Origin of the sequence: Methylobacterium sp. 77, from assembly GCF_000372825.1 — a bacterium.
Taxonomy (GTDB): domain Bacteria; phylum Pseudomonadota; class Alphaproteobacteria; order Rhizobiales; family Beijerinckiaceae; genus Methylobacterium.
The window spans coordinates 2124657-2137383 of the sequence record NZ_KB910516.1 but is presented as its reverse complement, the minus strand read 5'-3'; the positions used below and the strand labels follow the sequence as shown (position 1 = coordinate 2137383).

Sequence of the window (12727 nt, the reverse complement as noted above, 5' to 3'; positions counted from 1 at the left end):
CCCCGCGCGCATCTTCCGGACCGCCGCCTCGCCATGCTCGACCGTCACGTCCGTGAGAACCTCGATCGCGCGCGCGTCGCGGCAATGAGCGCCGCGATCACCTGCGTCGCTGTGGTTGGAATCGGCCTCAGCCTGTCCATCCCGCTGCTCTCGCTCGAAATGGAGCGCATGGGCGCATCGAGCACGCTCATCGGCATCAACACGGCGGTGGCAGGGTTCGCGAGCATCGTCACCGTGCCGTTCGTGCCCAAGCTCGCCGCAAGGATCGGGGTCGTACGCCTCCTCATCCTGGCGATCTGCGTCGGTTCGGCATCGCTCATCGGGTTCAAGCTGTTTCACGAGATCCGCTGGTGGTTCCCCCTGCGCTTCGTCTTCTCGGCGACCCTCGGCGTGTTGTTCGTCCTGTCGGAATTCTGGATCAACGAGGTCGCCCCTCCGGCACGGCGCGGCCTCGTGATGGGCATCTACGCGACCGTGCTCGCACTCGGCTTCGCTATAGGGCCGACGCTGCTCGTCCTGCTCGGAACCCAGGGCTACGCGCCGTACTGCGCCGGAGCCGCCTTGTTCCTGCTCGGGACGGTGCCGATCGCCCTGGCGCGCGGCCTCTCGCCGGAGATCGAGGGTACGGGTAGCCGTGGCTTTCTGGGATACGTCCGGCTCGCGCCGGCTGCGACCTGCGCCGCCCTGGTCTACGGCGCGGTCGAGACCGGCGGCTTCGCCATCCTGCCGCTTTACGGCCTTCGGATCGGGCTCGATGCGGAGAGCGCGGCTGGCCTCGTCAGCATGCTCGCCCTCGGCAACGTCGTATTCCAAATCCCCTTCGGCCTGCTGGCCGACCGGTTCGACCGCCGCCGCGTTTTGCTGGCCTCGGCCGTGGGTGGGGCCATCGGTGCCGCGCTGATCCCCGCGGCATCGACCTCTTTGCTCTCTCTGGCCGTCCTGTTGATCGTCTGGGGGGGCCTCGCCGGCACGCTCTACACGGTGGGGCTGGCCCATCTCGGCGCAAGCGTGCGAGGTGCGGAACTCGCCGGCGCGAATGCCGCCTTCCTCGTCCTCTACAATGTCGGCCTGATGATCGGTCCGCCCCTCATCGGCGGCAGCATGGATCTGATGCCGCCCCAGGGCTTCGCCTATGCCCTCTGCGGGCTCTTCGTCGCTTATGCCGGACTGGTCCTTTGGCGGCTCCGGAAACCCGCTCGGCCTTGACGAAACGAGCCCGATGAGGCAATGACCGCGCGGAATTCAGCCGGTTCGTGCCGGCCATTTTGCGTTTCGCTCATGCGGAATGCCGCAATCTCAGGAGCACCGCGCCATGGCCAAGGCCGTCACCGTTAAAGTCAAGCTGATCTCGACCGCCGATACCGGCTACTTCTACGTCACGAAGAAGAACTCGCGGACGCAGACCGAGAAGCTCTCCATGAAGAAGTACGACCCCGTCGTGCGCAAGCATGTCGACTTCAAGGAAACCAAGATCAAGTAACGCTTTTCTCCTGACCGAGGAGACATGAAAAAGCCGCCCTTCCGGGCGGCTTTTTCCGTTGTCAGGTGACGTTGGCGATTACAGCGGGCCCGTGGGGTAGGAGCGGACGCCGGGGCGCGCACCCGGCAGCGTCGCGGTGTCGGATGGGGTCGCGCTCGGTGCCGTCCAGCCATCGGCCTTCCAACCCTCGGCGCGCTCGGTGACGTTGACCGATCCGTGCTCCTCCAGGACGTCCATGACGTGGGAGGCCCTGGCGTCGTCGACCTTCACCGTGACGAGCGTACCGCCCCGACGCACACCTTCACTGTAGGTATGGGCATCCGCCTCACTCAATCCGGCACCGGTGAGACCACCGACCAGTCCGCCCGCCGCAGCGCCGATCCCGGCACCGGTGAGGGTGGTCACGAGCCAACCCGCCGCGACAACCGGACCAACGCCCGGGATCGCCAGAAGGCCGAGTCCGGTCAGAAGTCCGGCCGCGCCGCCGAGCAGCGTGCCGACGCCCGCGCCGGTTCCGGCCCCGGTCGAGGCGGTTTCCGCGGTCTCCGTAGTGTGCCTGCGTGTGGTATCGGTGCTTGCGAGACGTCCGGAATGCCGGTCATTCTCATTGCTGCTGACGATGCTGATGTCGCTGTGGCTGATGCCCGACGATTCGAGCTTGGCCACCGCATTGCTGGCGTCATCGTAGGAATCGTAGAGAGCGGTGATGGTCTGATGGGCCATGGGATCGTTCCTCACATGTTTCGGCTGGCTGGGGACGTCGAAGGCGCTGCTACTTGGCTGAAACATTGCCCTTGAAGTCGACGCCGACCGTGACGGGCTTTCCGTTGAGCGAGGCCGCGCCGCGCCAGATGCCCTTGTCGTCCTTCTTGAGTTCCTTCACGTCCTTGTAGCCAGCCTGCTCTAAACGGCTCCGGGTCTGGCCTTCGGTGAAGCTGTTGGCGCCTTCCTCCAGCTTGGCGTTCGTCGCCGTGTTGGTGGAGGCGGGGTTGTTCGCGTCCGGCTTGTCGGTGTTCGGCCGCGTCACGGATTCCTGACCGCCGGATTTGGCACTCGTCGCCGCATCGGGAGCGGGCTTGCCGGTCACGGTGGTTTGCGCATAGGCCGCGCTCGAGCCAAGGAACGCCACAAAGGCGAGTGTAGCCAGCTGTCTTTGCATGATCATCTCCCTCAATCAGACTTATCCAATCACGAGGGCAGCCAAAGCGTTCCGTAGAGACATCGCAAAGCGTCGTCATCAAGCTTCGCTTTACCTCTCACATCGTCCAGTTGTCCTATGATGCCAGCACCACTCGGATCGATTATGCTTCGGGATTCGATGCGGATGCACGCCGTCCACGCCGAATTCCGATTCTTTCCGTTGGAGCCGCTGCTACCGCCACGAGCATGAGGCGCAGTCATGACAACCGCGCCGCCTCGCATCCGCCGGTCACGGCTGTGTGAATGTACATCCCCCACGACGCCCCATACCAAAGCGACAAGGCCGTGATCCCTCGCGTCTCCATGCGGTTCAGGGACCACAGTTAGAACAGGGGTGGAGACGATGGCGACGTACAGCGTCTACGACAAAGTCGATTTCAGAACGCTGGATATCTGGCACCTCGATAAGACGGGAGGGCGTTATTACGATACCGCATCCGACGGATACGAGCTCGATTTCAACGATGGGACAGCCATCCTCGTCCAGGGCCACGACCTGACCTATGCCACGAACGGTTCGCCGACCTCCGGGACGACGACGGCCCTGGATTATGCCGATGGCGCGGGCCTCTACAGCACGCTGCGAGACATCGATATCACCGTCGCCCACGAGCAGAAATTCTTCGATCACAACAGCACGCAATACGTGCTGAAGGACATCTTCTCCGGAGCCGACACGATCACCGGATCGCGATATTCGGATTACATCGACGGATTTACCGGCGCCGATACGATGAAGGGTGGAGACGGCAACGACGTCTACATCGTCGACAATATCGGCGACCGTGTCATCGAGCGGAGCCTGGAGGGCGTCGATCTCGTCAAGGCCTCAGTCTCTTTCTCCATGGCCGGGCAATTCATCGAGAATCTCACCTTGACGGGAACGGCAGCGATCAACGGCAGCGGAAATACCGGGGACAACGTCATCGTCGGCAACTCCGCCGAGAACACGCTGAAGGGCGGAGCCGGAAACGACACGCTGATCGGTGGCCGTGGCCAAGACGTGCTCCTCGGCGGGACGGGCGACGATACCTTCGTGTTCAGGTCGATCAAGGACAGCGCTCCGGGTGTGGAGCACCGCGACACGATTTCGGACTTCACCATCGGAGCCGACCAGATCGACCTGCACGTGATCCAGGCCGTCACCGGCGCTGGCACCGACCGGGCCTTCAGCTTCATCGGTGACGCGGCCTTCACCAAGCAGGCCGGCCAACTCCATGTCGTCCATTCCGGCAGCGCCACGATCGTCGAAGGCGACACGACCGGCGACGGCAAGGCCGATTTCCAGATCGCCCTCAAGAACGTCGTGGATGCCCTGCACGCGAGCGATTTCATCCTCTAGCCGAAGCGTCGGTCGGACACCGCCCTCGGCGCCCGACCGCCAAATCGACGGCGCCGCGAACACGTCGATGGCGTCACGAGCGTCGAGACGGTGGATTCTCGTCGTGCGGCGATGACGGGTACCCTCCACCTGCGATAGAGCGGGCAACGCCGGCCGTCTTGTCGGCCGGGATTGCCGACCGCCGACCCATCGCTACGAGGAGCCTGCCATGACCGAAGAGTTCGATGTCGATCTGTTCGTCATCGGTGGTGGTTCGGGGGGCGTGCGTGCGGCGCGCATCGCCGCCGGCTACGGCGCCAGGGTCAGCCTCGCGGAGGAATACCGCATCGGCGGCACCTGCGTGATCCGCGGCTGCGTCCCGAAGAAGCTGATGGTCTATGCGGCACGCTTTGCCGATGAATTCGAGGATGCGGCCGGTTTCGGCTGGTCGGTGGGCGAGCCGCGTTTCGACTGGAGCGTGCTGAAGGCGCACCGCGACGCCGAGGTCGCGCGCCTGGAATCGATCTACGACACCAATCTCGAACGGATGGGCGTCACCGTCATCGCGGAGCGGGCGGTGATCGAGGATGCCCATACGATCCGCCTCGTCGGCTCGAACCGCCGCGTGACGGCGAAGTACATTCTCGTCGCGGTCGGCGCGCATCCGGTGAAGGCCCCGGTCATTCCCGGCGGCGATCTCGGCATCACCTCCAACGAGGTCTTCGACCTGGAGAGCCTGCCCGAGCGCATCCTCGTCATCGGAGGCGGCTACATCGCGGTGGAATTCGCGGGCATCTTCGCGAGCCTCGGGTCGCGTACGACGCTGCTGCACCGGGGAGACCGTCTCTTGCGCGGGTTCGACCACGAGGTCCGCGATGCCCTGGGCCTCGCTTATGGCAAGCGCATGGACCTGCGCCTCAACCAGATCGTGGAGCGGCTGGAGCGGCGCGACAGCGGCATCGCCGCGACCCTCGGAGACGGCAGCGTCATCGAGGTCGATCAGGTCCTCGTCGCCACGGGGCGGAACCCGGCGGTGGCGGGCCTCGGCCTGGAGGCGGTCGGCATCGAGACCGACGCGAGCGGCGCGATCCCGGTCGACGCCTTCTCGCAGACCTGCGTTCCGTCGATCTATGCGGTCGGCGACGTCACCAACCGCGCCGCCCTGACGCCCATCGCCATCCGCGAAGGTCACGCCTTCGCCGACACCGTATTCGGCGGCAAGCCCTGGGCGGTGAACCATCACCTCATTGCTACGGCCGTGTTCTCCACGCCCGAGATCGGCACTGTCGGCCTCACCGAGGATCAGGCGCGCGAGCGTTGCGAGAGGATCGACGTCTACAAGTCGAGCTTCCGCCCGATGAAAGCGACGTTGTCCGGCAGCGAGGAGCGGGTTCTGATGAAGCTCATCGTGGATTGCGCCACCGACAAGGTCCTTGGCGTCCATGTCGTCGGCCACGATGCCGGCGAGATCATCCAGGCCGTCGCCATCGCGGTGACGATGGGAGCGACGAAGGCCGATTTCGACCGGACGATCGCGGTGCATCCGACAGCGGGCGAGGAACTGGTGACCATGCGCGTCCCGGCGGTGACGAAGCGGCCGGAGGGGGTGGGCTAGACGCGCCCAAAGCCGCACCCCGGAACAGGGACTCGACGCTGCCGTTGGACTTGAAAACGACGCAGCCTCGAGGGCTTTGTGAATGACCGACAAGATGGCCGAGCCCAAGATCGAACCCTATGACGGTCCGGCCGGAGGGTGGGGCTCGGCCCAGTCGCTCACCGAAATCCTGCTCCGCGAGGAGATTCCTGTCTCCGGGGCGACGCTGCTGATGAAGCAGAACAAGCCGGACGGGTTCATGTGCGTGTCCTGCGCCTGGGCCAAGCCACCCAAGCCACTGACCTTCGAATATTGCGAGAACGGGGCGAAGGCGACCGCCTGGGAACAGACCGCCAAGCGCTGCGGTCCCGATTTCTTCGCCGAGCATTCGGTGACCGAACTCCTCGACTGGACGGATTACGCTCTCGAGGAGCAGGGTCGGCTCACCCATCCCCTGCGTTATGACGCGGCGAGCGACCGCTATGTGACGGTGTCGTGGGAGGAGGCGACCACGGCGATCGGGCGGGAATTGCGCGCCCTCGATCCAAAATCGACGGTCTTCTACGCGTCGGGCCGTGCTTCGCTGGAAACGTCGTACATGTACGGGCTATTGGCCCGGATGTACGGCAACAACAACCTGCCGGATTCCTCCAACATGTGCCATGAGCCGACTTCGGTCGGGCTCAAGGCCTCGATCGGCGTGCCGGTCGGAACGGTGGTCCTCGATGATTTCGCGACGACCGACCTGATCCTGTTCTTCGGCCAGAATGTCGGTTCGAACGCGCCGCGGATGCTCCACCAGCTTCAGGAGGCGAGGAAGCGCCGGGTCCCGATCATCACCTTCAATCCCTTGCGCGAGCGGGGTCTGGAGCGCTTCACCAATCCCCAATCGGTGGTGGAGATGGCGACGGGCCACGCCACCGAGATCTCGACCCAGTACCACCAGCTAAAGGCCGGCGGTGACCTCGCGGCGATCACCGGCATGTGCAAGGCGCTCATCGCCGCCGACCGGGAAGCCCACCGGGTGGGTAGGCCCCGCATCCTCGATGTCAGCTTCATCGACGAGCATACACACGGGTTCGAGGCCTTCGCCGCCTATTGCGAGGCCCAGGATTGGAAGGCGCTTGAAGCCCGATCGGGGCTGACCCGCGCCGCGATCGAGGCGGCCGCGACCGTCTATGCCCGCTCGCGCGCCGTCATCGGTGTCTACGGCATGGGTTTGACCCAGCATCGCAAGGGCACGGAATCGGTGCAGATGCTGGTGAACCTCCTGCTGCTGCGAGGCAATGTCGGTCGGAAGGGGGCCGGCCCCTGTCCGGTTCGCGGCCATTCCAACGTTCAGGGCCAGCGCACGGTCGGGATCACCGAGAAGCCGGAACTCGCGCCCCTCGACATCCTCAAGGAGCAGTACGGTTTCGAGCCACCGCGCGAGAAGGGCCTCAATACGGTCGAGGCTTGCGAGGGGATCCTCTCCGGGGATGTGAAGGCCTTCATCGGCCTCGGCGGCAACTTCGTCCGCGCGATCCCCGAAACGGTGCGGATGGAGGAGGCATGGGCGGACATGCGCCTGACCGTGCAAGTCTCGACGAAGCTCAATCGCTCCCACCTCATCAAGGGCGAGATCGCCTACATCCTTCCCTGCCTCGGCCGGATCGAGATCGACAACCAGACGAGTGGCCCGCAGGCGGTCTCCATGGAGAGCTCGACCTCCTGTTTCCACGGGTCACGCGGCAAGACGAAGCCGGTGAGCGATCAGGTCCGCTCGGAGCCCTGGATCGTCGCCGAGATCGCCAAGGCGGCCCTGGAGCCGAACCCGAACGTCCCATGGGACGAGTGGGTCGGCGATTATTCCCGGATCCGCGGCGCGATGGAGGCGACCTATCCGGCGGTGTTCGACGATCTCGAACACCGCATGTTCGAGCCCGGTGGCGTCCACAAGAAGCTCGCCGCGCGCGAACGTCGCTGGGAGACGGAAACGGGCAAGGCCAACTTCGTGGTGCCGGAAGGAATCGATGCCGATCCCGACATGCCGCTGCGGGGCGCCGATGCCCTCGACCTCATCACCCTGCGCTCGAACGACCAGTTCAACACAACGGTCTACGGCTACGACGACCGCTTCCGCGGCGTGAAGGGCACGCGGATGATCCTGTTCATGAACCCGGCGGATATCGCCCGCCTCGGATTCGTCGATGCCGAGATCGTCGACCTCGCGACGGACGCCGATGACAGGGCTCGTTCGGTGACGGGGCTCCGCATCGTCGCCTACGACATCCCGCTCGGGAACTGCGCGGGCTACTATCCCGAACTCAATCCGTTGATTCCGCTCTGGCACCATGACGAACAGTCGAAGACGCCGGCTGCCAAGGCGATCCCGGTGAGAATCACCCGCTCCGGCGCGACGATTCACGAGTGAGGGTGCCGCCCGCCTGGGACACATGGATATCCGAGACGGCGGGCTCCCTTGTTTCGAGCGCCTTTCGCGCTCCATAACAAGAGCATGGCAAAGAACGACGAGGCGCACGACCGGCGTCAGGCGATCATCGACCGCATGCTGGCGCAGGCCTTGTTCCCCGAGGCCGACCGTCGTCTGCCGAGCCACGATGCCCTGGCGGACGACATGCGCGACACGGTCGACCGCCTCCTCGCCAAGGCGGATGCCCAACACGCCCGACGGCTGACCTACGAAGATCTGGAAGAGGCGCTGCCTCCGAGGGACGTGACCGCCGAGGATCTCGAAGCGATCTTCTGGATCCTGTCGGAGCACGGCATCGCCGTGGAGGATGGCGAGGGAGAATAGGCGGCCCATCGGCCCATCGATTGAATTTGCGACACCGCCATTTACCTATATATTTATAGAGCCCGTTATAAATTCAATCTTAAGGTGCGCTACTCCAGAATAAGGGTGCAGGGCAACCTTTAGACGAGATTTCCGTGATTGCGCGGCGAACGACAATCGATGCCATTCGCGGCCTGTGTCTCGTCAATATTTTCGTCAATCACCTCGAGGGCGGACATTTTTCGCAGATTTCGCCATCCCGCCTCGGCTTTTCCGACAGTTCCGAGATCTTCGTCCTGTTGAGCGGCATCTCGACGGCGCTCGCTTACTCGAACAACTCTGACACCGCCCCTTTTTCGAGCCTCGTCAGAACTCTCTGGTTGCGGGCACTGCGGTTGCACGCCTTCAACATCGCCCTCGTTCTGGCAACGCTGGCCGTGCTCAATCTGGCATTGGAGATGCTCGGGCCGGCCGGAGTGACCTCGGGCGACGCGGCGCTTCTTGCCGAGCACGGCTCCTGGACGATGTTCTGGCACGCGGTGACGTTTCGCCAGAACGTCGGCTATTCGTGCGTCCTACGCCTGTACGTGGTTCTGATGCTGCTCGCGCCCGTCTTCGTGCGCTTGGCGGAGTGGCGCTGGTGGGCACCGATCCCTCCCGCCCTGGTCACATGGGCTGCCGCCGGCCATTTCGATCTCGTCATACCCAACAGCCTTTCCGGCCAGCCGTTCACGTTGACGGTCCTGCCCTGGACGCTTCTCTTCGCGACAGGCGTCGCCATCGGTCGGGCGATGAAGCTGGATATGCCCCTGCCTTACAACGGCCTGGCGCTCGCTCTGGCCCTTGCCAATCTCGCCGGCTACCTGATCTTCGCCACCTGGGTCGTGCGCATCTCGCCTTCAGCCCTCGAATGGGCGGAGTCTCGCAACACGTCGTTCTGGTTCGGTGCCAGCAAGACCTACCAGTCTCCACTGCGCGTTCTGCACGTTCTGACCTTGGCTTACGTCGTCGCCGCCATGCCGCGGGCACCGCTGATTCGGCTGCTGCATCAAATGCGCCCGGATCACCCCTTATGCCGGCTCGGCAGGAACTCCATCGTCGTCTTCACCATCGGCGCCGTCGCCTCCGTAGCGGCGAGCGAGACGCTCCACATCGCCAGCATCGTCCTGGCCGATGCGCTGCTCGTGAAGATCGCGATCGAGATCGTGCTGATCGGTGCCTTCATCCGCCTCGCACTCTGCATGTCGCCCAGGCCGACATCCTCTCGCTCGAACGCCGTTGCCGACGCCGTGGCGTGATCCATCGCCTCGCGCGCCGGCAACCATGTCGCTGCGTATAGCTCGCTTCTCTTCGAGAACCGCTCTATAAGCCCCGCTCTTCGCGAGGGATTTCCCCTCGGCGAAGCCGGCCGAGAGGTGGACGGGAGATCATCATGGGCGAGCGTTGGACACCGAAGACTTGGCGAAACCTGCCGATCCAGCAGGTGCCGGCCTATCCGGATGCCGCTGCCCTTCAGGCGGTCGAGACCCAGCTCGGCAGCTTTCCGCCCCTCGTTTTTGCAGGTGAGGCGCGCAAGCTGAAATCCGCGCTGGCCCGCGTCTCCACCGGCGAAGCGTTCCTGCTCCAGGGCGGCGATTGCGCCGAGAGCTTCGACGAGCATTCGGCCGACAACATCCGCGATTTCTTCCGCGTGTTCCTGCAGATGGCACTGGTGCTCACCTTCGCCGGCGGTTCGCCGGTGGTGAAGGTCGGTCGCATCGCCGGACAGTTCGCCAAGCCGCGCTCCTCGCCCACCGAGACGATGGATGGGGTGAGCCTGCCGAGCTACCGGGGCGATATCGTCAACGGCCTCACCTTCACCGAGGAGGCACGCATCCCGGATCCGCGCCGGCAGTTGGAGGCCTACCGGCAATCGGCGGCGACGCTGAACCTGCTGCGCGCCTTCGCCACCGGCGGTTACGCCAACCTCGAGAACGCGCATCGCTGGATGCTCGGCTTCGTCAAGGACAGCCCGCAATCCTCGCGCTACCAGGATGTGGCGGAGCGGATGACCGATGCGCTCGATTTCATGCGCGCCATCGGCATCAATCCGGAGACGCACCAGGAGGTCCGCACCACCGACTTCTTCACGAGCCACGAGGCGCTCCTCCTCGGCTATGAGGAGGCCCTGACCCGCGTCGATTCCACCAGCGGCGACTGGTACGCCACCTCGGGCCACATGCTCTGGGTCGGCGACCGCACCCGTCAGACGGACCATGCCCATATCGAGTATGCGCGCGGCATCAAGAACCCGATCGGGCTGAAATGCGGGCCGTCGATGACCTCCGAAGGGCTGATCAAGCTGATCGACCAGCTCAACCCGGAGAACGAGGCGGGGCGTCTCACTCTGATCTGCCGCTTCGGCGCGGACAAGGTCGGCGATCACCTGCCCGGGCTGGTCCGCACGGTCGAGCGTGAGGGTCGCAAGGTCGTGTGGGTCTGCGATCCGATGCACGGCAACACCATCTCGGCCGGCCGCTACAAGACGCGTCCGTTCGAGCGGGTGATGACGGAGATCGAGGGCTTCTTCGGCGTGCACGGGGCCGAACGCACGGTCGCCGGCGGCATTCATCTGGAGATGACCGGCAAGAACGTGACGGAATGCACCGGCGGCGCCCGCGCACTGACGGCCGACGACCTGCAGGATCGCTACCACACGTATTGCGATCCCCGCCTGAATGCGGAGCAGGCTCTGGAAGTGGCGTTCCTCACCGCCGAACTCGTGAAGCGTGAGCGGGCGGATATCGTTCGTCCTCGCCTCGACGCCGCCGAATGAGCTCCCGTCGACGTCGCAGGACACGCGATTGAAACAAGAAGCCCCTCTTCCTGGCCAGGAAGAGGGGCTTTTCGTTTTCATGATCTACGACGATGACGTCTCGGATCGAGGCTGGCGAATCAGCCTGCCTCCGTGCATCTCAGTGCAGCCAGGACGTGAAGAAGTAGATCAGCAAAATGATCGGTAGAGGAATACCGATCAGCCACAGCAAACCACCCTTCAGCATCGTCGTACTCCAGCTACATCATCATCCGATCAACGGAATGTGAGCGGATACGGTTCCTGATGCCGCCTACAGAACCTCGCGGACGTTCTTGCCGTTACGGTCGTAGAAGAACGGTATCGGCAGATAGGGTGCGAATCCGCCGGCGATGTGCACTTCCAATTCGTCGAGGACGACGCGGGTAATGCGCGGCAGGTCGAGTTCCCGCGCCTCGGCAAAGCTCACCCAGGCGAGCTCCACCAACTCCGATGTCGGCGTGACGATGCCCGGCTGTTCGGCGACGACCGCCTTGCGGTCGATGGTGAAGAAGCGCGTGTCGAACCGGCGCGGCCGGCCGGGCGGCGTGATCGCCCGAGCGACGAGATGCAGCGCTTCGAGGTCGGGCATCACGCCAAGCTCTTTGAACGCCGACCAGCTTCCCTCCGGCGTGGTTTCCGGCGGCCCATAATCGGTCGTGCCGAGAAAGAGACCGGTCTCCTCGGAGGTCTCGCGGATCGCCGCCAAAGCGAGCGCCCGTCCCAGGGAATGCGAGGCGCGGGGCACGCGCTTGGCCAGCGCATCGTCCGCCCGCGACGAGAGCGCGCCAGCGACGCTCATGCGGCGGTCGCCGGGTTCGATCCGCCCGCCGGGGAATACGAATTTGCCGGGCATGAAGGCGAGGCCTTCGTGGCGCTTGCCCATCAGGAACTTGGGCTGACGTCCCGTGCGGTCGATGATGATGAGGGTCGCCGCATTACGCGGCCGCAGAGTGACCTTGCGCTTGGGAGAGTCAGGCGCGGCCGAGGTCTGGGATAGGATTGTCGCTTGGTCCAAGCTGAACCTCCTCGGATCGCGCAATTGCCACGCTTGAGCCCGTCGGTAGCGTGGCAAAGCCCCCCATGCCAAGGGCGTACTGCAATCCGATCACCGAGCCCTTCACCGGCTGGAGCAGCGCGAGGGCCGATCCGAGGGTGACGATCGGCCAGAACGAGAGCTGAAACCACAACGGCACGTCGTAGTTCGTCTCCAATTCCAGAATGAAGTAGCCGACGATGTGGCCGATGATGAAGATCACGACATAGGGAGGAAGATCGTCGGCTCGGTGGTGGTGGAACTCGAGTCCGCACGCGTCGCAGGAAGGGCGGACCTTCAGGAACTTGCCGAAGAGCTTGCCCTCGCCGCAATGCGGGCAGCGGCAGAGAAAGCCGCGGGCCATCGCCTTCATAAGGCCCACGCGCTCGCCGGGCAGGGTCTGGACGCTCGCAGTCATTGGCGTGCCTCTCCATTGCTCCCACCGCCGACCCCGCCACCCCGGAACGAGGCGATCGAGGAGGGGCGA

Annotated in this window: 12 protein-coding genes; 8 read left to right on the top strand and 4 right to left on the bottom strand. The window is 64.6% G+C overall.

Going from position 1 to position 12727, the window contains the following annotated elements:
• The first annotated feature begins 33 nt into the window (after positions 1 to 33).
• Both A3OK_RS0110185 and rpmG read left to right on the top strand, forming a co-directional pair.
• Positions 34 to 1206 (top strand): MFS transporter, encoded by a 1173-nt coding sequence (locus A3OK_RS0110185; RefSeq protein WP_019904761.1) that lies wholly within the window; start codon positions 34 to 36, stop codon positions 1204 to 1206.
• A 106-nt stretch (positions 1207 to 1312) separates the two neighbouring features.
• A complete protein-coding gene (gene rpmG, locus A3OK_RS0110180) occupies positions 1313 to 1480 on the top strand; it encodes a 50S ribosomal protein L33 (RefSeq protein WP_018044575.1) in 168 nt (55 codons plus the stop codon).
• A gap of 78 nt (positions 1481 to 1558) precedes the next feature.
• Here rpmG and A3OK_RS0110175 read toward each other — a convergent pair whose 3' ends face one another.
• Both A3OK_RS0110175 and A3OK_RS0110170 read right to left on the bottom strand, forming a co-directional pair.
• Complete coding sequence (locus tag A3OK_RS0110175; RefSeq protein ID WP_019904760.1) at positions 1559 to 2203, bottom strand: general stress protein; 645 nt, start codon at positions 2201 to 2203, stop codon at positions 1559 to 1561.
• A gap of 49 nt (positions 2204 to 2252) precedes the next feature.
• Positions 2253 to 2639: a hypothetical protein gene (locus A3OK_RS0110170; protein WP_026597107.1), complete on the bottom strand. Its 387-nt coding sequence runs from the start codon at positions 2637 to 2639 to the stop codon at positions 2253 to 2255.
• Between the two features lie 384 nt (positions 2640 to 3023).
• On the opposite strand from A3OK_RS0110170, the gene A3OK_RS0110165 reads away from it, so the two are divergent.
• The 6 genes from A3OK_RS0110165 (at position 3024) to A3OK_RS0110140 (ending at position 11186) form a co-directional block, all read left to right on the top strand.
• Positions 3024 to 4022 carry a calcium-binding protein gene (locus A3OK_RS0110165; RefSeq protein ID WP_019904758.1) on the top strand — a complete coding sequence of 333 codons (999 nt, stop codon included), beginning with the start codon at positions 3024 to 3026 and terminating at the stop codon, positions 4020 to 4022.
• Between the two features lie 208 nt (positions 4023 to 4230).
• A complete protein-coding gene (gor, locus tag A3OK_RS0110160) occupies positions 4231 to 5616 on the top strand; it encodes a glutathione-disulfide reductase (protein ID WP_019904757.1) in 1386 nt (461 codons plus the stop codon).
• 94 nt (positions 5617 to 5710) lie between these two features.
• Entirely contained in the window at positions 5711 to 8008 is a 2298-nt protein-coding gene (locus A3OK_RS0110155) for an FdhF/YdeP family oxidoreductase (RefSeq protein WP_026597106.1), read from the top strand.
• Between the two features lie 84 nt (positions 8009 to 8092).
• Positions 8093 to 8392 (top strand): RNA polymerase sigma factor region1.1 domain-containing protein, encoded by a 300-nt coding sequence (locus tag A3OK_RS0110150; protein ID WP_019904755.1) that lies wholly within the window; start codon positions 8093 to 8095, stop codon positions 8390 to 8392.
• Between the two features lie 134 nt (positions 8393 to 8526).
• A complete protein-coding gene (opgC, locus tag A3OK_RS0110145; protein WP_019904754.1) occupies positions 8527 to 9669 on the top strand; it encodes an OpgC domain-containing protein in 1143 nt (380 codons plus the stop codon).
• Between the two features lie 134 nt (positions 9670 to 9803).
• On the top strand, positions 9804 to 11186 hold the full coding sequence (locus A3OK_RS0110140; RefSeq protein WP_019904753.1) for a 3-deoxy-7-phosphoheptulonate synthase class II: 1383 nt from the start codon (positions 9804 to 9806) through the stop codon (positions 11184 to 11186).
• A gap of 292 nt (positions 11187 to 11478) precedes the next feature.
• Here the strand turns inward: A3OK_RS0110140 and A3OK_RS0110130 are convergent, their stop codons facing one another.
• The gene (locus A3OK_RS0110130) at positions 11479 to 12222 is read right to left on the bottom strand and encodes an NUDIX hydrolase (protein ID WP_019904752.1); all 744 of its coding nucleotides are present in this window, start codon (positions 12220 to 12222) and stop codon (positions 11479 to 11481) included.
• Positions 12179 to 12658: a DUF983 domain-containing protein gene (locus A3OK_RS0110125; RefSeq protein ID WP_019904751.1), complete on the bottom strand. Its 480-nt coding sequence runs from the start codon at positions 12656 to 12658 to the stop codon at positions 12179 to 12181. Before A3OK_RS0110125 ends, A3OK_RS0110130 begins: the two co-directional genes overlap by 44 nt.
• Positions 12659 to 12727: the final 69 nt, after the last annotated feature.